Origin of the sequence: Streptomyces sp. NPDC053560, assembly GCF_044544605.1 — a bacterium.
In the GTDB taxonomy this organism is placed as follows: Bacteria; Actinomycetota; Actinomycetes; order Streptomycetales; family Streptomycetaceae; genus Streptomyces.
The window spans coordinates 137,217-157,213 of sequence record NZ_JBITXI010000004.1; the positions used below are offsets into that span (position 1 = coordinate 137,217).

The following is a 19,997-nucleotide window of genomic DNA, read 5'->3' on the forward strand; positions in this document are numbered from 1 at the left end:
CAAGCGTTTACGGCACGCTTCCCATGCGTTACGGTTTCCCCACAATCACGCATGCCGTCGGTCACGTCGGCCACGTCGGGGAGGACGGCACCGTATGGCGACCATGGTGGATGTCGCACGCCGCGCGGGCGTCTCCGTGGCGACGGTCTCGCACGTCCTGAACGAGACCCGGCCCGTCCGCCCCGACACCCGCAAGTCCGTGCTGGAAGCGATCGACGAGCTGGGGTACACCCACAACACGCTCGCCCGCTCCCTCGTGACCTCGCGCACCCGCTCCATCGGCCTCGCGGTCTCCGCGATCAGCAACCCGTACTTCACCGAGATCCTCCAGGGCGTCGAGGCCGGCGCGCTGGAGGCCGGATACAGCCTGCTGATCGCCGACCCGCACGACGACCCCGCGCACGAGCGCAAGGTCGTCCAGCTGCTGCACGAGCGCCGCGTGGACGGCATGATCGTCGCCCCGTCCGCCGAACCCGCCGCGCTCGTCGAGTACGTCACCAAGCGCGAGGTCCCCACGGTCTTCCTGGACCGGCTGGTCGGCGACGCGTACGACCAGGTGTGCGCCGAGAGCACGGGCCCCGTGCGGCAACTGGTCGAGCACCTGGCCGACCTGGGCCACACCCGTATCGGCCTGGTCGCGGGCCTCCCCGGCCTGAGCACGACCACCGAACGCGTCGCGGGCTACCGCGAGGGGCTGCGCTCCCGCGGCCTGCCGTTCGCGCCGGAACTGCTCGCGGGCGGCAACTCCGAGGCGGAGGGCGCCGAGGACGCCACCCGGCACCTCCTCGCCGCCCCCGAACCGCCCACCGCCGTGATCACCGCCAACAACGTCATGACCATCGGCGCTCTGAAGGCCCTCGGCGAGCTGGGCATCCGGGTGCCGCACGACATCGCGCTCGCCTGCTTCGACGACTTCTCATGGGCGGACCTCTTCTCCCCCCGGCTCACCGCGATCTCCCAGCCCAGCCGCGAGATCGGCGCCGCCGCCGTCGACCTCCTCCTGGACCGCCTCCGGACCCCGGACCGCCCGCCCCGCACCGTCCGCCTCCCCTGCACCTTCATCCACCGCACCTCCTGCGGCTGCGGGGAGTGAGCCGCAAGTGCGAGCCACGGAGGGGAACAGTGGTGGGGTGACTCACGCGGGGATGCGCCGTGCGGCATCCACCCCCGTACCCCGACTCCCCCGCACACCGCGGACCGCCCCCGCGGCCGCACCTCGGATCGTCCGCGTACAGCGGGCCGTTCCCGCACCCCGGACCGCCCCCGGAAAGGACCTCTCGTGATCGTCGTCGCCGGCGAAGCCCTCATCGACCTCGTCCCCACGAGCGCCGCGGACGGCGAGCCCGCCCCCGCGGACAGCGCGGCGGCGCTGCCCGCGCTGTCGCCGCGCCGGGGCGGCGGCCCGTACAACACCGCGGTCGCCCTCGGACGGCTCGGCTCGCCGGCCGCCTTCTGCTCGCGGATCTCCACCGACTCCTTCGGCGCGTCCCTCCTGGACGGCCTGCGGTCGGCGGGCGTCGACACCGCGCTGGTCCAGCGGGGCACGGAGCCCACCACGCTCGCGCTGGCCGACATCAGCCCCGACGGCTCGGCCGGCTACGGCTTCTACGTCGACGGCACCGCCGACCGCCTCTTCACCCTGCCGCCCGCCCTCCCCGACGGCGTACGCGCCCTCTCCCTGGGCACCTGCTCCCTCGTCCTGGAACCGGGCGCCAGTGCGTACGAGGCGCTGATGCGACGCGAGGCGGACCGCGGGGTGTTCACCGCGCTGGACCCGAACATCCGTGCCGGCCTGATCCCCGACCCGGACGCCTACCGCGTCCGCTTCCGCTCCTGGCTCCCGCACGTCGCGCTGCTCAAGCTCTCCGAGGAGGACGCGCACTGGCTGGCCGGTGCCGACGACCTGCCGGAGGAGGCGGCTGCCGACGCGGTGGCCGGTGCGGTGAAGGAGTGGCTGGCCGCAGGGCCGGCGGCCGTCGTACTCACCCGGGGCGGCGACGGCCTGACCGTCGCGACCGCCTCCGGCGAGGTCTCCGTACCGGGCGAACGCGTCGACGTCGTGGACACGATCGGCGCGGGCGACACGGTCAACGCGGCGCTCCTGCACCGGCTGGACGCGCACCACGCCCTCTCCCCCGCCGCGCTCGCGGCGCTGGGCGAGGACTCCTGGCGCGACATCCTCGGCTACGCCGCGCGGGCCGCGGCCGTCACCTGTTCCCGCCCCGGCGCGGAACCCCCGTACGCCGCAGAACTGGCCTGAGCGGCCGCCGACCGGTCGACAGGCCCGGGGTGTGTCCCGATCACCCCAGGCAGTCGCCCCGGCGGCTCACCCCAGGAAGGCGGCCCAGCGGCTCACGCGGGGCAGTCGCCCCGACGGCGGGTGCCCCGGCCGCTCGCCGGGCTCACGCCAGCGACAGGAACAGCTTCTCCAGCTTGGCGCGCATCTCGTCGCGCTCCATCTCCGGCCCCGTTCCGTCGTCCGTCAGGCAGTGCTCCAGGCCCGTGGCGATGATCGCGAAACCGGCCCGGTCCAGGGCGCGGGAGGCCGCGGCGAGCTGTGTGACGACCTCTTCGCAGGACCGGCCCTGCTCGATCATCCCTATGACCCCGGAGATCTGCCCCTGGGCCCGGCGCAGCCGGTTGACCGCGCCCTTCAGTTCTTCTGCTGGCAGCTCCACGGCCGTTCCTTTCCACGAATACCCCCGCGGGTATGGTAGCGCTGGTCCTTGCACCCGCATTCCCGGTACGTCTGCGAGAGGACCCCCATGGCCACCCCCGCCGCTCCCCTGTCGGTCGAAGAGCTCCGCCCCCGCCTTCCGGAGCTGACGCTCATCGACGTCCGCACGCCCGGGGAGTACGCCTCGGGACACATCCCCGGCGCGCTCAACGTCCCCCTCGACCAGCTCGACCGCGCCGTACCGGTCCTGCGCTCGGTCACCGCGCGGGGGCCGCTCGCCGTGGTCTGCGCGGGCGGCAACCGTTCCGCCACCGCCTGCGACCTGCTCGCCGACGCCGGGGTCACGGCCGCCTCGGTGACCGGCGGCACGAGCGCCTGGGCCGCCGTCGGCCAGCCCCTGGAACGCCCGGCCGAGGGCCGCGCCGTCTGGCCCATGGAGCGCCAGGTACGGCTGGCCGCCGGATCGATCGTGCTGGCCGGTGTACTCGCCGACCGCGTCCTGCCGGGTGCGAAGTACCTCTCCGCCGCCATCGGCGCCGGCCTGGTCTTCTCCGCCGTCACCGACACCTGCGGCATGGCGAGGGCCCTGGCCAAGCTCCCCCACAACCGCCGCCCCGCCACCACCCCGTCCCTCGCAGCCACCCTCCAGACCATGGAGAACTGACCCCACGGCCCTCACGGCCGCGGCCGTGAGGGCCGGCACTGCGTGGGTGACGGCCGTGGGCGGGCACGGCGCGCCCCACCGCCTCCGTCGTGACGGCCTAAGAGGTGGTCATAGGGGCGGCCATCAGTGCAGCCAACTGTCACTGCCCCTCGTCCGCCCCGGCGCCGCCGGGCCCGGCTCCCCCACCAGGCCCGGCCACGCCCTCCGCCTCACCCCGCGGCCTTCCCCTTCGCGCGGGTCGTCTTCGGCTTGACCGCCTTGGTCACCGTCTTCTTCTTGGGGGACTTCTCCGCGGCCACCGTCTTCTTGGCCGCGGCCTTCTTCGCCGCAGTCTTCTTGGCCGGCGCCTTCGCCGCGGCGGACGTGGACTTCTTCGCCACCGCGCGCTTGGCCGCCGTCTTCTTCGACGGGGTGGCGTCGCTGACCCGGTCGCCGAGGATGTCCCGCAGGAACTTGCCGGTGTGGCTGGCCGGGACCGCCGCGACCTGCTCCGGCGTGCCCTCGGCGACGACGAGGCCACCGCCGCTGCCGCCCTCCGGGCCCATGTCCACGAGCCAGTCGGCCGTCTTGATCACATCGAGGTTGTGCTCGATGACGATCACGGAGTTGCCCTTGTCGACCAGGCCGGACAGCACGCGGATCAGCTTGCTGATGTCCTCGAAGTGCAGACCGGTCGTCGGCTCGTCCAGGACGTAGACCGTGCGGCCCGTCGAACGCTTCTGCAGCTCCGACGCCAGCTTCACGCGCTGCGCCTCACCGCCGGAGAGCGTCGGCGCGGGCTGCCCGAGCCGGACGTACCCGAGGCCGACCTCGTGGAGCGTCTTCAGGTGCCGCGAGATGGTCGGCACGGCCTCGAAGAAGTCCAGCGCCTCCTCGATCGGCATGTCCAGCACCTCGGCGATGGACTTGCCCTTGTAGTGCACCTCCAGCGTCTCGCGGTTGTACCGCGCCCCGTGGCACACCTCGCACGGGACGTAGACGTCCGGCAGGAAGTTCATCTCGATCTTGATCGTGCCGTCGCCGGAGCAGTTCTCGCAGCGGCCGCCCTTGACGTTGAAGGAGAACCGGCCCGGCAGATAGCCGCGCACCTTCGCCTCCATCGTCTCCGCGAACAGCTTGCGGACGTGGTCGAAGACGCCGGTGTACGTCGCCGGGTTCGACCGCGGCGTACGGCCGATGGGCGACTGGTCCACGTGCACGACCTTGTCGACCAGGTCGTCGCCCTCGACCCGGGTGTGCCGGCCGGGCACCGACTTGGCGCCGTTCAGCTCGCGCGCCAGGTGGGTGTAGAGGATGTCGTTGACCAGCGTCGACTTGCCGGATCCGGAGACGCCCGTGACGGCGGTCAGCACGCCCAGCGGGAAGGAGACGTCGATGTCCTGGAGGTTGTTCTCCTTCGCCCCGTGCACCGTCAGGCGGCGCTCGGGGTCGACGGGCCGGCGCACGTCCGGCGTCGGGATGACCTTCTTGCCGGCGAGGTACTGCCCGGTCATCGACTCCTCGTTGGCCAGCAGCTCCTTCAACGGGCCGCTGTGCACGACCTTGCCGCCGTGCTCACCGGCGCCGGGGCCGATGTCCACCACCCAGTCCGAGGTCTTGATGGTGTCCTCGTCGTGCTCGACGACGATCAGGGTGTTGCCGAGGTCCCGCAGCCGGACCAGCGTCTCGATGAGGCGGTGGTTGTCCCGCTGGTGCAGGCCGATCGACGGCTCGTCGAGCACGTACAGCACGCCGACCAGCCCGGAACCGATCTGGGTGGCGAGCCGGATGCGCTGGGCCTCGCCGCCGGACAGGGTGCCGGCCGCGCGGTTCAGCGAGAGGTAGTCCAGGCCGACGTCGACCAGGAACCGCAGCCGCTCGTTGACCTCCTTGAGCACCCGCTCGGCGATCTTCTTCTGGCGGGCGTCCAGCTTCATGTCGCGCAGGAAGTCGGCGCAGTCGCTGATCGACATGGCCGCGACGTCGGCGATGGACTTGCCCTGCACGCTGACGGCCAGCACGATCGGCTTCAGGCGCGTGCCCTCACAGGTCGGGCAGGGCACCTCGCGCATATAGCCCTCGAAGCGCTCACGGCTGGAGTCGCTCTCCGCCTCGGAGTGCCGCCGCCGCACGAACGGCAGGGCGCCCTCGAACGGCGTGGTGTACGCCCGCTCCCGGCCGTAGCGGTTGCGGTAGCGCACCTCGATACGGGTCCGGTGCCCGTTGAGCAGGGCCTTCTTGGCGCGCTGCGGCAGCCCGGCCCACGGGATGTCGGTACGGAAGCCGAGCGCGTCGGCGAGCGCGTCGATCAGCCGGCCGAAGTACTCCCTGTTGTGGCCGTGCGACCAGGGGTGGATGGCACCCTCGTCGAGCGACTTGTCCTCGTCCGGGACGATCAGCTCGGGGTCGACCTCCATGCGCGTACCGATACCGGTGCACTCGGGGCAGGCGCCGAACGGCGAGTTGAAGGAGAAGGAGCGCGGCTCCAGCTCCTCGAACGACAGGTCGTCGTACGGGCAGTAGAGGTGCTCCGAGTACATCCGCTCGCGCTGCGGATCGTCGGCGTCGAGGTCCACGAAGTCGAGGATGACCATGCCGCCGGAGAGGCCGAGCGCGGTCTCGACGGAGTCGGTCAGCCGCCGCTTGGCGCTGTCCTTGACGGTGAGGCGGTCGACGACCACCTCGATCGTGTGCTTCTCCTGCTTCTTGAGCTTGGGCGGCTCGGAGAGCTGGATCGTCTCGCCGTCGACCCGGGCCCGGCTGTACCCCTTGGTCTGCAAGTCGGAGAAGAGGTCGACGAACTCGCCCTTGCGCTCGCGTACCAGCGGCGACAGGACCTGGAAGCGGCTGCCCTCGGGCAGCTCCAGCACCTTGTCCACGATGGCCTGCGGCGACTGGCGGGCGATCGGGCGGCCGCACTCGGGGCAGTGCGGCTTGCCGATGCGGGCGAACAGCAGGCGGAGGTAGTCGTAGACCTCGGTGATCGTGCCGACCGTCGAGCGCGGGTTGCGCGACGTCGACTTCTGGTCGATGGAGACCGCCGGGGAGAGGCCCTCGATGAAGTCCACATCGGGCTTGTCCATCTGCCCGAGGAACTGCCGGGCGTACGAGGACAGCGACTCGACGTAGCGCCGCTGGCCCTCGGCGAAGATCGTGTCGAACGCGAGCGAGGACTTGCCCGACCCGGAGAGACCCGTGAACACGATGAGGGAGTCACGGGGGAGGTCGAGCGAGACGTTGCGGAGGTTGTGCTCGCGAGCGCCACGGACGATGAGACGGTCTGTCACGCCGGTCGGCACCTTTCGTGAGAGGGGCGGGGTGCCGCGCACCCCCGCCCCAGGGTATGGGGGCCGCCGCGGCAATGTCTGTTCAGAGTCGGTTCGATGCCACACACGAGCCTATAGCACGTGCATTCGATTTATGGTGTCCGCCGGTCGGGTTCACCCGAAGGTGTGGCCGGACGGCGGGCCACTGACGCAAAGGCGCCGGTGGCCCGGCACGCGAGCGCCGGACAGCCTGCTGCACGGTGGTTTCGACCGCCTGGCGGCGCCGTGCCGAGAACCTGCTCACGGACGCGCCGGGCGGCAGAGTCCACCGCGTCATTCACCGTACTGCCGGGGTCTGACAACGCCTGGTCCCGAACCGCTCGCACGGCTTCTGACCTGCACCTACCCGTTCGAGGGACCGAACCCGTCGGGTGCCGGCCCCGCACCGCCCCGATCCGGACGGCCTCCTCCCACAACACCGCGGCCGCCCGATCCCTTCCGCCGTGGCGCGTGCCCCGGCACTCGTGCGCTCCCGGCTGGCGACGCGCGCCGACTCCCGCAGGCACGGTGGCGGCGCTAGCTTCGGTTCATGACCGACATCGCACAGGAATTCGCGTACGACGCGGCAGCCGTCCACGCCGCCACCGACCGCCTGCTGGTCTCCGTCGGCAAGCTCGACGACGAGGCCGTCGGCGAGCCCTCCCTGCTGCCCGACTGGACCCGCGGCCATGTGCTCGCCCACCTCGCGCGCAACGCCGACGCGCTCGTCAACCTCCTCACATGGGCGCGTACGGGCACGCCCACGCCCATGTACGCCTCCCCCGCCGCCCGCGACGCCGACATCGAGCGGGACGCCGACCGCCCGCTCACGGCCCACCTGGAGGACCTGCGGTCAGCCGCCGAGCGCTGGGAGGCGGCCTGCCAGGCCCTCGGCCCGGAGCGCTTGGCGTACGAGGTGGAGATGCGGAACGGCGTCGTCGAGCGGGCCGGGCGGCTGCCCTTCCGCCGCCTCGCCGAGGTCGAGCTGCACCACGTGGACCTCGGCGTCGGCTACACCATCGACCACCTGGCCCCGGAGTACCTGGACGCCGAGCTGGCCTTCCTCGCGGAGCAGCGGCTGAAGGGCCGCTCCGAGGTCGCCGCGCTGGAGCTGCGCGCGGACGACGGCCGGAGCTGGCGTACCGGCCGCGCGGACGGCGCCCCGCTCACCGTCAGCGGCTCCCCGGCCGCGCTCGTCGGCTGGCTCACCGGCCGTACCGCGGGCACCGACCTCGCCACCGACGGGGCTGCCCTTCCGGAGCTGCCGGAACGCTGATCCCGGTACCGAGCCGGGCGCGGTCGCACGGGCCGTACGCACCCGCTGCTTCCCCGGGCCCGGCCAGTAGGCTGCGGGCATGGCGTACACCGGAGCAGTCAAGGTCGGCGGACCCGCCGACGTACACGAGCTGACCGACCTGATCATCTCCAAGATCGCGGTCGGTCCGATGAACAACAACGCCTACCTGCTGCGCTGTCGCGCAACCGATGAGCAGGTGCTGATCGACGCCGCGGCGGAGCCGGACACGCTCCTCGGGCTGATCGGCGAGGGCGGCATCTCCTCGGTCATCACCACGCACCAGCACGGCGACCACTGGGGAGCGCTCGGCGAGGTCGTCGAGCGGACCGGCGCACGGACCTTCGCCGGCCGCGACGACGCCGCGGGCATCCCCGTACCGACGGACGTACTTGTCGACGACGGCGACACCCTCAGCGTCGGACGGGTCACGCTCACCGCCCGTCATCTGAAGGGCCACACGCCGGGCAGCATCGCCCTGGTCTACGACGACCCGCACGGCCACCCGCACGTCTTCACGGGCGACTGCCTCTTCCCCGGCGGGGTCGGCAACACCCACGGCGACGCCGCGCACTTCACCAGCCTCATCGACGACGTGGAGAGCAAGCTCTTCGCGCAGCTGGCGGACGAGACCTGGGTCTACCCGGGCCACGGCGCGGACACCACCCTCGGCGCCGAGCGCCCGCACCTCGCGGAGTGGCGCGAGCGCGGCTGGTAGAGCCGGCGAGAACGACGACGCGCGGTGTGCGGGCGGGGGCCCGCACACCGCGCGTGTGCGTTCGGCGTCAGGCGCCTATCGACTTCTTCTCGTCGTCCTGCGCACCGGCGGCCGCCTCGGCCTGCGCCTGCTTCTTCGAGGCCCGCAGGCTGGTGATCGTCGTGATGATCAGCACGGCGCAGATGACGCCCAGCGAGACCGGGATGCTGATCTCCGGGACGTGCACCCCCGACTCGTGCAGCGCGTGCAGCACCAGCTTCACGCCGATGAAGCCGAGGATGATCGACAGGCCGTACGAGAGGTGGACCAGCTTCTTCAGCAGTCCGCCGATGAGGAAGTACAGCTGCCGCAGACCCATCAGGGCGAAGGCGTTGGCGGTGAAGACGATGTACGGGTCCTGGGTGAGACCGAAGATCGCGGGGATCGAGTCCAGCGCGAAGAGGACGTCGGTGGTGCCGATCGCCAGCATGACGATCAGCATCGGCGTCATCAGGCGCTTGCCGTTCTCCACGATGAACAGCTTCGTGCCGTGGTACTTGTCGGTCGACGGGAAGCGCCGCTCGACCATCTTCAGGAAGCGGTTCTCCTCGAACTCCTCGTCCTGCTCCTCGGCCCGCGCCTCCTGGATGAGCTTCCAGGCCGTCCAGATGAGGAAGGCGCCGAAGATGTAGAAGACCCAGGAGAAGTTGGCGATGATCGCCGCGCCGGCGCCGATGAACACGGCCCGCAGTACGAGTGCGATCAGCACGCCGATCATCAGCACCCGTTGCTGGTATATCGACGGCACCGCGAACTTCGCCATGATCAGGACGAAGACGAAGAGGTTGTCGACGCTCAGCGACTTCTCGGTGATGAAGCCTGCGAAGAACTCACCGGCCGGCTGGCCGCCGGCGAAGAGGAGAAGTCCGAGCCCGAAGAGGGCAGCGAGCGCGATCCACACGCCGGTCCAGATGCCGGCTTCCTTGATCGATACATCGTGCGGCTTGCGGCCGCCGATGAAGAAGTCGGCGGCGATGAGGGCACACAGACCGAGAATGGTCAGCAGCCACATGGTCAGGGAAACGTCCACTGCACTCCTCCGGCAGGTTCGTAACAACACCACAGCGTCGTCGCTGCCGGAGGTCTCTTCCGCCCCGGGATCGCGCGCCGTGCTCCGCGACACCGATGGGGCCGACGCCCCGGGATCTCCATTCGATCCGTGATGACGGGTACGTCGCAGCAGGGAATACTCCCCTCCGCACCATCGAGAGTAAAGGAACCCCATGAATAAGTAAAGAGATATGCAAAACCGCAGTTCGGAAGCGGTTCAAGGGGACGTCCCGCCTTCCTCTCGACATGTCGGTAGGCGCACGGGCCGCGCCCGTACGCCTACCGTTCTGCCCGTTTCGCCGCCTACTTCAGCCCTGCCTCCCTCATCTGGCGCAGCTCCTTCTTGAGCTCCCCCACCTCGTCACGCAGCCGGGCGGCGACCTCGAACTGCAGCTCCGCCGCGGCGGCCCGCATCCGCTCCGTCATCTCCTCGATCATCTCGGCGAGCTCGGCGGCGGGCCGGTCCGTCGGGGTGGCGGCGGCCTTCTTCTTGCCGCTCTTGCCGCCCTTCTCCGCCGCGCCGCCCAGGTCGGGCACCGGTGCCTTGCCCTTGCCGTCGGCGCCCTTGCGATAGCCCGTACCGAGCAGCTCCTGGGTGTCGACCTCCTCGCGCGCGATCGTCGCGACGATGTCGTTGATCTTCTTGCGGAGCGGCTGCGGGTCGATGCCGTGCTCCTTGTTGTACGCGAGCTGCTTCTCGCGGCGCCGGTTGGTCTCGTCGATGGCCTTGGCCATCGCCGGGGTGACCTTGTCGGCGTACATGTGCACCTGACCGGAGACGTTGCGCGCCGCACGGCCGATCGTCTGGATCAGGGACGTGCCCGACCGCAGGAAGCCCTCCTTGTCGGCGTCGAGGATCGCCACCAGGGAGACCTCGGGCAGGTCCAGGCCCTCCCGGAGGAGGTTGATGCCGACCAGCACGTCGTACTCGCCGGCCCGCAGCTCGCGCAGCAGCTCCACGCGGCGCAGCGTGTCCACGTCGCTGTGGAGGTAGCGCACCTGGATGCCGAGCTCCAGGAAGTAGTCCGTGAGGTCCTCGGCCATCTTCTTGGTGAGCGTGGTGACCAGGACGCGCTCGTCCTTCTCGGTGCGCGTACGGATCTCGTGGACCAGGTCGTCGATCTGCCCTTCGGTGGGCTTGACCACGACCTCGGGGTCGACCAGGCCGGTCGGGCGGATGATCTGCTCCACGTGGCCGTCGCCCCGCGAGAGCTCGTACTGGCCGGGCGTCGCGGAGAGGTAGACGGCCTGCCCGATCCGCTCCTGGAACTCCTCCCACTTCAGCGGGCGGTTGTCCAGCGCCGAGGGCAGCCGGAAGCCGTGGTCGACCAGGGTCCGCTTACGGGAGGCGTCGCCCTCGTACATGGCACCGATCTGCGGCACCGTGACGTGCGACTCGTCGATGACCAGCAGGAAGTCCTCGGGGAAGTAGTCGAGGAGGGTGTTCGGCGCGGTGCCCGGCTCGCGGCCGTCGATGTGCAGCGAGTAGTTCTCGATGCCGGAGCAGGTGCCGATCTGGCGCATCATCTCGATGTCGTACGTCGTACGCATCCGGAGCCGCTGGGCCTCCAGCAGCTTGCCCTGCTTCTCCATCTTGGCGAGCTGGTCGGTGAGCTCGGCCTCGATGCCGGCGATGGCCTTCTCCATGCGCTCGGGGCCCGCCACGTAGTGGCTCGCGGGGAAGACGTACAGCTGCTGGTCGTCGCTGATGACCTCGCCGGTGAGCGGGTGGAGCGTCGACAGCGCCTCGATCTCGTCGCCGAACATCTCGATGCGGACGGCGAGCTCCTCGTAGACCGGGAAGATCTCGATGGTGTCGCCGCGCACCCGGAAGGTGCCGCGCGTGAAGGACACGTCGTTGCGGGTGTACTGGATGTCGACGAAGCGGCGCAGCAGCTGGTCGCGGTCGATCTCCTCGCCGACCTTCAGGGGGACCATCCGGTCGACGTACTCCTGGGGCGTGCCCAGGCCGTAGATGCAGGACACGGACGAGACCACGATCACGTCCCGCCGGGTGAGCAGCGAATTGGTCGCGGAGTGGCGCAGCCGCTCGACCTCTTCGTTGATCGAGGAGTCCTTCTCGATGTACGTGTCGGACTGCGGGACGTACGCCTCGGGCTGGTAGTAGTCGTAGTACGAGACGAAGTACTCGACGGCGTTGTTCGGCAGCAGCTCACGGAATTCGTTGGCGAGCTGGGCCGCGAGGGTCTTGTTGGGCGCCATGACGAGGGTCGGGCGCTGCAGCTTCTCGATCATCCACGCGGTCGTCGCCGACTTGCCGGTGCCGGTCGCGCCCAGCAGGACGACGTCCTTCTCACCGCCGCGGATGCGCTGCTCCAGCTCGGCAATGGCCGCCGGCTGGTCGCCGCTGGGCTGATACGGGCTGACGACCTCGAAAGGCGCCACCGTACGTTCGATGTGGGAAACGGGCCGCATGTCACCCACCGTACGGCCCCCCACTGACAACCGGCGGCCGTGACGCCGGCGGCGACGGACCGGAAGCGCCCGGACACCCCGCGTCACGGCACCCGCTCCCGCCCCCACGGACCGGCCACCACCTCCGACCCCTATTCGAGGCAACGGCGGCGCGTAAGGAACGAACCAGCCAAACCCGCCGATCGATGAAAAGGCGACGATCTGCCACCGGGTGCCGTCGAACGCCGGTCAACCGGCGGTTTCCCGGCTCGGGCCAGGACTCCCGTTGCGCGGCCAGGCCACACGAATCCACCCCGGACGGTCCCAAACCCAGGACACACGACACTTCTCGTTCAATTTATGTCCATCTCTGACCTATCTTCCAGTACACCCCCGCTGGGAACCTGCCGCCGACCACCCCCCGCCGACGACGATTCCGAGGAGCCCGTATGCACATTCGGCCTGTTGCCGCCGTTACCGGCGCGCTCGTGGGGCTGACGGCGTTCAGCCTCCCCGCTGCCGCCGCCCAGGCCGCCGACCACCACGACAGACCGGTCACCGTCGCACACCGAGGAGCCTCGGCGTACGCCCCCGAGAACACCATCGCCGCGGTCGACGCGGCGCACCGCATGGGCATCGACTGGGTGGAGAACGACGTCCAGCGCACCAAGGACGGCAAGTTGGTCGTCATGCACGACACGACCCTCAACCGCACCACGAACGTCGAGGAGCTGTACCCGAACCGCTCTCCGTGGAAGGTCGCCGACTTCACCCTCGGGGAGATCCGGAAGCTGGACGCCGGAAGCTGGTTCGACGCGAAGTTCAAGGGCCAGCGGGTTCCCACGCTGGAGCGCTACATGGACGCGGTCACCCGCAACCACCAGAAGCTGCTCCTGGAGCTGAAGTCCCCGGAGCTCTACCCGGGCATCGAGGCGCAGACCATCCGTGAGCTGCGGCGCGAGGGCTGGACCGACCGGCAGCACGTGAAGCGCCGGCTGATCATCCAGAGCTTCAACGGTGACTCGGTCAAGAAGGTGCACGAGCTGCGGCCGGACATCAAGACGGGCTTCCTCGGCACCCCGGCCGTCGCCGACCTGCCCAAGTACGCGCAGTTCGCCGACCAGATCAACCCGAGCCACACGACCCTGAGCATGGCCTACGTCGCGGCCGTGCACGCCTTCGAGGGGCCGCACGGGCGCCCGCTGGAGGTCTACACCTGGACCGTCAACGACGCGGCCACGGCCAAGAAGGTCGCGGGCTGGGGCGTGGACGGCATCATCACCAACAAGCCGGACGTCGTCCGGGACGCCGTGAAGAGCGCCGGATTCCAGGTCCCGGCCGCATAGGGCCCGGACCTCGCACCGGGGCCGCAGGCCCGTGCCGTCGGGAGCGGTGGCAGCATCTCCGCTCCCCACGGCACTTGTCGGTGGGCGGCCCTAGGCTGAGGCCGTGACGATTTCCGAGGAACGCGAAATCCCCGCAACGGCGGCTGCCGAAGCGACCGCCGCCGAGCCCGCCGGCACGGCCACGACACCCGCGCGAGACGGTGCGCAGACCCCGGCCCGGCCACCGCGCGCATGGGCCTGGCGCATGCTGGACACCCCCATCGGACCGCTCCTGCTCGCCGGGACCGACACGGGCCTGGCCATGGTCGTCTTCCACGCCGACGAGCGGGCCCGGGCCAGGTCGCTCGCCCGGCTGCGCGGCGCGTTCGGCCCCGAGCCGGTCGCCGCGATACCGGCGGTGGACACGGCCGCCGCGGAGCTCGTGGCGTACTTCGCCGGTGAGCTGCGGGACTTCACGGTCCCGCTGGACTGGTCGCTGTCCTCGGGGTTCAACGAACGGGTGCTCCGCGAGCTGGCCGCCCACGTCCCGTACGGCACGGTCGTCGGCTATCAGGACCTGGCGGACCGGGTCGGGGAGCGCGGTGCCGCGCGTGCCGTCGGCGTCGCGATGGGTTCCAATCCGCTGCCGGTCGTCGTGCCGTGCCACCGCGTCGTCGAGAGCGGCGGCGGACTGGGCGGCTTCGGCGGGGGTCTGGAGACGAAGCGGCAGCTCCTGGCGCTGGAGGGGGTGCTCCCGCAGCCGCTGTTCTGAGCCGTCCGCCGCATGCGTCCCGCCCGGCTCCCGCTCCTTTCACGAAAGGCCCCGCTCATGTCCCGCCAGGTCGCCCTCCTCCGCGGCATCAATGTCGGAGGGCACAAGAAGTTCCCCATGGCGCAGCAGCGCGCGCTCATGGCGGAGCTGGGCTTCCGGGACGTCACCGTCCTCCTCCAGACCGGCAACATCGTCTTCGCCGACCCCGGCACCCCGCCGGGGGAGACGGCGCGCACCCTGGAGGCCGGGTTCGCGGCCGCCCTGGGCTTCTCCGTACCGGTCATGGTCCGCACCCGCGACGACATCGCCGCAGCCGTGGCGGCCAACCCGTTCCCGGAGGCCGCGGCGGAGCCCAAGACGCTGCACCTGACGTTCCTGTCGGAGCCGCCCTCCGACACGGCCCCGCTGGACGCCCTGGACCCGGCCGGGTATGCGCCCGACACGTTCCGGCTGGTCGGCCGCGACCTGTACCTCTGGTGCCCGGGCGGCATCGGCCGTTCCCAGCTGGCCGCGGCCGTCACCGCGGCGAGCGTCAAGCTGGGCGTCACGGCCACCGCCCGCAACTGGAACACGGTTCTCAGGGTTTTGGGGGCGGCGGAGGGCGGGTGAGGCCCAGGGCGGCTGAGGCCCAGGGGCCTCCGCTGCCGGCGGCATCGGTCGTATCGACGGGATCCACCGAGCCGTAGTCGCTCAGCGCCAGCCGTACCGCTCCCGCAGCCGGTTCACGACCAGGTTGAAGCGGCCGCGGTCCAGCGCGCAGGCCTCGCGCCGCATCCCCTCCGGATGCACCCGCAGCACCCTGTCCAGATCGACCCACGAGGGCCGTCCGGCGCGGTCCCAGGGCCCGGCGCCGATCGCCACCCACTCGTGGTCGTCGTGCCGCTTGCTGGACAGCTGCACGGCGAGCAGCGTGCCCGCCGGTTCCCGGGCGACGACCAGCACGGGCCGGTCCTTGCCGCGCCCGTCGTTCTCCTCGTACGGCACCCAGGTCCACACGATCTCGCCGGGGTCCGGATCGCCGTCGTGATCCGGCGCGTACAGCGTCCGGACCGCGCCGACCGTCCGAGGGTGCGCCTCCGCGGTCGCCGTCCGCCCGGCACTGCCCGGCAGCACCGTCTGTTCGCCCACTTCATCCATTGCCATGGGCTTCACGGTATCGGCCAGTGGATCAAGGAAAGGTGAGGGCTGCGGCTGAGCGCGGGTTCGGGCGCCGGGCCGCGCGGGTTCGGGCGCCGGTTACGGGAAGGCGCGGGCTCGTACGCCGGGTCCCGCGCGGGCTCACGCGCTCCCGCTACCGCCCGCCGATGCCGCCCCACGCGGGGCGCCGCGGGTCGTCGGCCCGTACGACCACGTCGGCCACCTCCCGGGGCGCGACCTCCGCCTCGTACCGTTCGAACGCCGGCAGCGTCCACCGCTCGCTCTCCTCCGTACGCCGCTTCAGCGCGCCCTCGGAGAGCCCCAGATGCACGGTCAGGTCGAACGGGAACCACTGTCCGAGCAGCAGCGGGCCGTGCAGCAGCAGGACGCCGCCGGGCGGCAGCCGGACGTACGGGCTGCGCGTCGCCCGGTCGCGCTCGGGGTCCCACAGGTCCGGGAGGACTCGGCCGCTGCCCTCGGGCTCCAGCGGGTTGAACACCTCCCGCCAAAGTGCCTGCCGGTCGAACCACTCGTCGTAGTACGCGTCCGGATCATGCCGCCCGTACTCCAGCCGCAGCGACGCCGGCCGCAGGAACCCATGGACGCTGTTCGTCTGCACGGACCGGCCGCGCAGCCGCAGCGCGTCGGTGAGCCGCCCGGCCAGCTCACCGGGGCGCGCCGCCGGGGCCGCGTCGATGCCCACGCGCAGCCACGGGCTGCCGTCGTGGGCCGTCCTGCCCGCCGCCTCTTCCGCGAGCGCTTCGGTCAGCCGTTCCCATGTGATCGCTTCCAGCCGCACCCGGCCATTCTGCAGGAGCGGCCGGCCGGGAGGGCACGTCGTTGACCTCCCGCCCCGCTTAGTTGATCATGACGTGGGAGTCTCTCCGGCCGCACGGACAGCCGGCCGGAGGGGCTCCCACCCCTCCCTTCACTCCCCCGCCCCCGCCTCCACGCCCTTCCTCACTCCGGCGGGTTCTCCAGCAGCCGCCGGGCCACGGCGAGCGGATCTGCGGGCTTCCGGAGCGGCGCCCGGCTGCGATGGGTCGGCGCGCGTTCGACGACGGTCGTCCCGGTCTCGGCTTCGAGGGCCGGGGCGTAACCGGCCGCCCGCAGCGCCTCCAGCGTGGGTCCGGGCTCCCGCGCACTGACCAGCACGGTCGGCGCGATGGCCCGCAGCCCCAGGTCACGCAGCGCCCGATGGGCGGTCAACTCCGCCACGAGGGCCGTGTCGTCGGAACGGATGCAGCAGCCGGCGCGTACGACCCGTACGCGCCCGTGCGTGCGCGCCGTGTCCTTGATCAGGTACGTGAGCGGATGCGGCAGCGGCCCCGTGGCGGACACCGCGGTGAGCTCCTCGATCAGCGCGTCCGCCGTGCGGCCCGCGTCCAGTGCCCGCCGGACGGACGCGCCGCTGAACCGCCACGCGGTGGCGCTGTCCTCGGACTCGCGGTCGGCGGCGAGCGCGAGCAGCCCGGACAGCGCGGTGGACGGCGGGCCGGGCACGACGGCCGTCAGGTCCCCCTGGAAGAGAGCCTGTTCGAGCGGGGGCGGAAGCAGCGACCGTAGGGCCGCGCGCAGCGGAGCCGGATCGACATCCGTCTCCGTACGCAGCAGGGCCCGGCCGAGCGGGGTGAGCGTCCCGTACGCGACGAGCCCGAGGAAGGCGGCCTCGTCGAGGGTGTGCGCTGCGCGTTCCAGGATCAGCGGTTCGTCGGCGACGGCCAGCGGGCGGTGCCAGGCCGTGACCGCGACCAGCGGCCGCAGCGCCTCCAGCGACGGGGCGTCCGGTGCCGGGATCGGCACCCCGGGCTCGCCCTCGGCAGCGCAGGTGGCGAGCGCGGCGAGCAGTCCGTGGCGCAGGGCGGGCGCACGGCGGTCGTCGCCGCGCTCCAGAGCCGTCGGGGTCTCCCCGAACGGCGTCCACGTCGCGATCGCCCAGTGCCCGGTCCACGCGGTGAGCACGGGCAGCAGCCGCTCGCCGGGCGGCAGCGCGAGCCAGTCGTCGTAACCGCTGGTGGGCAGCGCCACGGTCCCGGTGGGCGTGCGGGTCAGCGCGAGCAGATCGGCCGCGAGCAGCAGGTCGAGGAGGAGCCGGGTACGCGGCTCGGAGGTGCCGGCCGCCTTCGCCAGCCGCTTGATCTCCCGTACGGCGGGCCCGCCCGACTTGCGCAGCGCCGCCGGCTGCACTGCGAGCGCCGCGAGCAGCCGCTCCGCCGCCGCGGCAAGCCCGGCAGCCGCAGCCTGCGACTCCCCGGTCAGCACGCGCTCCTCGACCGGCGCAGGACGCGCACCCGCACTCGCACCCGTGCCCGCCTCCGCTGCCCCCTCAGCATCCATCCAAGCGTTCGCCCCGTAGTGAGGCGCAGCCTCGAAGACACCCATCTCATGTCCGCCGATCAACTGCGCCGTACGCGGCGGCACCACGACCCGGCCGTCCTCCGTCGGCGCGGCGAGCGCCACCTCGTACAGCCCCTCCAGCGCCGCCCCGATGGCCTCCCGGTCCGCGTCGCCCCCGTGCCCGGCCGCCGCCAGCGCCGCGTACACGTCCGCCACCGGCACCGGCTCCGCCGCGAGATCCGGAAAGGCCAGGCGGTGCGCCATCAGGGACTGGTAACCGGCCCCCGGCTCGGGCGCGGCCGGCCCGTGCGCGGCCTCCCGGGCCCGCTCCTGACTGAGCCGCGCGGTCACGGCCAGCACGTGCAGCCCCGGCTTGTCGAGCCCGAGCACCACTTGGTGGAGCGTCTCGTACGACCACAGAGCGGCAGCCAGCTCCCGGAGCCGCCCCGCAGCCGGCCGACGCGACAGCGGCTCGGCATGCCGGGCAAGAAGCACAGCAAGCCCCTCGGGCGTCCGCCGCGCCAGGGCACTGGTGAGTGTGTCTAGGCCTTCCACGGGGTGACCTTAACGGGCACCGAAGGGGGGCCTGGAAATCCGGGCCGGGTCAGTGCACGCGACACGGGGCTCCCGCCGCTACGGCTGCCGGGCGACCACCGTCATGGGGACATGGTCGGGGTGGACCATCGCGGACGTGGCCTTGCGGGGGGTATGGCCCGGGACCGGGCTGAGCGTGTAGCGCTGGAGGATGGTGGCGATGGCGATGATGGCCTCGGTCCAGCTGAAGCTGTCGCCTATGCACATCCGGTTGCCCTGCCCGAAGGGGAAGAAGGCCTCGCGCGGGATGTCGTCGCGCGCCCACCGGCCGGGATCGAATGTGTCGGGGTCGGCGTACAGCTCCGGGTGCCGGTGCACGGCGTACAGAGAGAACGCGACCTCCGCGTCCGCGGGGATACGGTAGACGTCCTCGGTGCCGTCGGGGCGGGTGTCCTGCAGTTCGACCGGCTCGGTGGTCCGGCGCATCAGCAGCGTGACGCCGTACAGGCGGATCACCTCGTCCAGCACCCGCCGGACGGCGGTCAGCCGGGGGACGTGCTCGATGGTCACCGGCCCGTCGCCGACCACCGCGTCGACTTCGGCCAGCAGTTCCTTCTCCACCTCCGGGTGCTGCCCCAATTCGTGAAAGGTCCAGCTCAGCGTGGACGCGGTGGTCTCGGTTCCGGCGAAGAGGATCGTGACGAGCTCGTCGCGCACCTCCGCGTCCGTCAGGGCCTGGCCGGTGTCCGCATCGCGCGTGGCCAGCAGGACCGACAGCAGATCGGGCTGATCGGCGTCGGTGGTGCGGCGGGTGTCGGCGATCACTTGGTCGATCACTTCGCGCATGGCGCGCGCAGCCGCGTCGAACTCCCGGTTGGGCCGGATCGGCAGCCGGTCCAGGAACGCCGGTGAGGCGGCCCGGAGCAGCATGTTCTTCAGGATGACCGGAAGGTTCGCACGTACCGCCTCCACGGCCGGCCGGCCGAGATCGGCGGAGAACATCACCTCGGCCAGGGTGCGGATCGTGAACTCGCCCATGACCTGTTCCAGGGCGAGCTGTTGCCCCGGTGCCCAGGAGTCGACCAACGCGCGCGCTCGGTCGCTCATCACCTCCGCGTACCCCGCGATCCGGGACCGGTGGAACGCGGGCTGCATCAGGCGCCGGTGGCTGCGGTGGACCTCGCCGCTCGCCGTGGCCAGCCCCTTGCCCACGAGCGGCTCCACGCGAGTGTACAGCCGTCCCTTGACGGTCTTGGAGGCGTGTGTGGTGAGCAGGGAACGGATCAGGCGGGCGCTGGTGGGGACGTAGACGGGCATGGTGCCCAGGCTGATACGGACGACCGGGCCGGTCTGCGGCAGTGCCTGGAGGAACGGCAGTGGCCCTCGGGCGAGACGCAGGGCATGCCCGATCAGGGGCAGGCCGCCGGGGGCGCGGGGGATGTCGCGTACGACGGTCACGGGAGGCCTTTCGTCAGGCGGACGACACGGGCAGGGACAACACGGGGCGGGCGACGACCGACAGCGGTCGTCGCGCGGTAGGTCATGTGAGGTCAATGCCTGGGCGGCCCGGGTCCCACCTCCGGGTGGCCGTCGCGAGTCCGGTGACCCGGGTCGCACGTCCGGTGGGCGGAGCCACGGTGGAGCTGCTCGTCGGGGGCGTCACGGGCGTCAGCGTCGACTTGGTCGAGCGGTGCGTCTCGGTCGCGGCAGTCGTCGGCGGGGGTCGGGGTGCCGTCCGGTGGGGCTGTGAG

General features: G+C 71.6%; 16 protein-coding genes. 8 read left to right on the forward strand and 8 right to left on the reverse strand.

All coding sequences use genetic code 11. The features are described from left to right. Positions 1-94: 94 nt before the first annotated feature. Together ACIGQF_RS10475 and ACIGQF_RS10480 are read left to right on the forward strand one after the other, a co-directional pair. Positions 95-1,093: a LacI family DNA-binding transcriptional regulator gene (locus tag ACIGQF_RS10475; RefSeq protein ID WP_399707869.1), complete on the forward strand. Its 999-nt coding sequence runs from the start codon at positions 95-97 to the stop codon at positions 1,091-1,093. A gap of 186 nt (positions 1,094-1,279) precedes the next feature. Continuing rightward, entirely contained in the window at positions 1,280-2,260 is a 981-nt protein-coding gene (locus ACIGQF_RS10480; protein ID WP_399707871.1) for a carbohydrate kinase, read from the forward strand. A gap of 142 nt (positions 2,261-2,402) precedes the next feature. Here the strand turns inward: ACIGQF_RS10480 and ACIGQF_RS10485 are convergent, their stop codons facing one another. Next, positions 2,403-2,672: a metal-sensitive transcriptional regulator gene (locus ACIGQF_RS10485; RefSeq protein ID WP_361560897.1), complete on the reverse strand. Its 270-nt coding sequence runs from the start codon at positions 2,670-2,672 to the stop codon at positions 2,403-2,405. 93 nt (positions 2,673-2,765) lie between these two features. Here ACIGQF_RS10485 and ACIGQF_RS10490 point away from each other — a divergent pair, with 93 nt between their 5' ends. After that, a complete protein-coding gene (locus ACIGQF_RS10490; protein ID WP_399707873.1) occupies positions 2,766-3,341 on the forward strand; it encodes a rhodanese-like domain-containing protein in 576 nt (191 codons plus the stop codon). Between the two features lie 209 nt (positions 3,342-3,550). Here the strand turns inward: ACIGQF_RS10490 and uvrA are convergent, their stop codons facing one another. Then, entirely contained in the window at positions 3,551-6,607 is a 3,057-nt protein-coding gene (gene uvrA / locus ACIGQF_RS10495; RefSeq protein ID WP_399707875.1) for an excinuclease ABC subunit UvrA, read from the reverse strand. A gap of 568 nt (positions 6,608-7,175) precedes the next feature. On the opposite strand from uvrA, the gene ACIGQF_RS10500 reads away from it, so the two are divergent. Beyond that, complete coding sequence (locus ACIGQF_RS10500; protein ID WP_399707877.1) at positions 7,176-7,901, forward strand: maleylpyruvate isomerase family mycothiol-dependent enzyme; 726 nt, start codon at positions 7,176-7,178, stop codon at positions 7,899-7,901. Positions 7,902-7,980: 79 nt separating this feature from the next. Beyond that, the gene (locus tag ACIGQF_RS10505) at positions 7,981-8,637 is read left to right on the forward strand and encodes an MBL fold metallo-hydrolase (RefSeq protein ID WP_399707879.1); all 657 of its coding nucleotides are present in this window, start codon (positions 7,981-7,983) and stop codon (positions 8,635-8,637) included. A 67-nt stretch (positions 8,638-8,704) separates the two neighbouring features. Here the strand turns inward: ACIGQF_RS10505 and ACIGQF_RS10510 are convergent, their stop codons facing one another. Together ACIGQF_RS10510 and uvrB are read right to left on the reverse strand one after the other, a co-directional pair. Beyond that, a complete protein-coding gene (locus ACIGQF_RS10510; RefSeq protein ID WP_399707881.1) occupies positions 8,705-9,706 on the reverse strand; it encodes a TerC family protein in 1,002 nt (333 codons plus the stop codon). A gap of 323 nt (positions 9,707-10,029) precedes the next feature. Then, positions 10,030-12,162: an excinuclease ABC subunit UvrB gene (gene uvrB / locus ACIGQF_RS10515; RefSeq protein WP_399707883.1), complete on the reverse strand. Its 2,133-nt coding sequence runs from the start codon at positions 12,160-12,162 to the stop codon at positions 10,030-10,032. A 428-nt stretch (positions 12,163-12,590) separates the two neighbouring features. Between uvrB and ACIGQF_RS10520 the strand changes: the two genes are divergently transcribed. The 3 genes from ACIGQF_RS10520 to ACIGQF_RS10530 all read left to right on the forward strand — a co-directional run bounded on the left by ACIGQF_RS10520 (position 12,591) and on the right by ACIGQF_RS10530 (position 14,847). Beyond that, positions 12,591-13,487 carry a glycerophosphodiester phosphodiesterase gene (locus tag ACIGQF_RS10520; RefSeq protein ID WP_399707885.1) on the forward strand — a complete coding sequence of 299 codons (897 nt, stop codon included), beginning with the start codon at positions 12,591-12,593 and terminating at the stop codon, positions 13,485-13,487. Between the two features lie 244 nt (positions 13,488-13,731). Then, positions 13,732-14,238 carry a methylated-DNA--[protein]-cysteine S-methyltransferase gene (locus ACIGQF_RS10525; RefSeq protein WP_361560899.1) on the forward strand — a complete coding sequence of 169 codons (507 nt, stop codon included), beginning with the start codon at positions 13,732-13,734 and terminating at the stop codon, positions 14,236-14,238. A gap of 57 nt (positions 14,239-14,295) precedes the next feature. Beyond that, a complete protein-coding gene (locus ACIGQF_RS10530; RefSeq protein WP_399707887.1) occupies positions 14,296-14,847 on the forward strand; it encodes a DUF1697 domain-containing protein in 552 nt (183 codons plus the stop codon). A gap of 81 nt (positions 14,848-14,928) precedes the next feature. Here ACIGQF_RS10530 and ACIGQF_RS10535 read toward each other — a convergent pair whose 3' ends face one another. The 4 genes from ACIGQF_RS10535 to ACIGQF_RS10550 form a co-directional block, all read right to left on the reverse strand. Beyond that, the gene (locus tag ACIGQF_RS10535) at positions 14,929-15,381 is read right to left on the reverse strand and encodes a type II toxin-antitoxin system PemK/MazF family toxin (protein WP_399707889.1); all 453 of its coding nucleotides are present in this window, start codon (positions 15,379-15,381) and stop codon (positions 14,929-14,931) included. Positions 15,382-15,529: 148 nt separating this feature from the next. Beyond that, the gene (locus ACIGQF_RS10540) at positions 15,530-16,174 is read right to left on the reverse strand and encodes a uridine kinase (RefSeq protein WP_399707891.1); all 645 of its coding nucleotides are present in this window, start codon (positions 16,172-16,174) and stop codon (positions 15,530-15,532) included. 161 nt (positions 16,175-16,335) lie between these two features. Then, positions 16,336-18,267: a helicase-associated domain-containing protein gene (locus tag ACIGQF_RS10545; protein ID WP_399707893.1), complete on the reverse strand. Its 1,932-nt coding sequence runs from the start codon at positions 18,265-18,267 to the stop codon at positions 16,336-16,338. Between the two features lie 78 nt (positions 18,268-18,345). Beyond that, positions 18,346-19,704 (reverse strand): cytochrome P450, encoded by a 1,359-nt coding sequence (locus tag ACIGQF_RS10550; protein WP_399707895.1) that lies wholly within the window; start codon positions 19,702-19,704, stop codon positions 18,346-18,348. Positions 19,705-19,997: the final 293 nt, after the last annotated feature.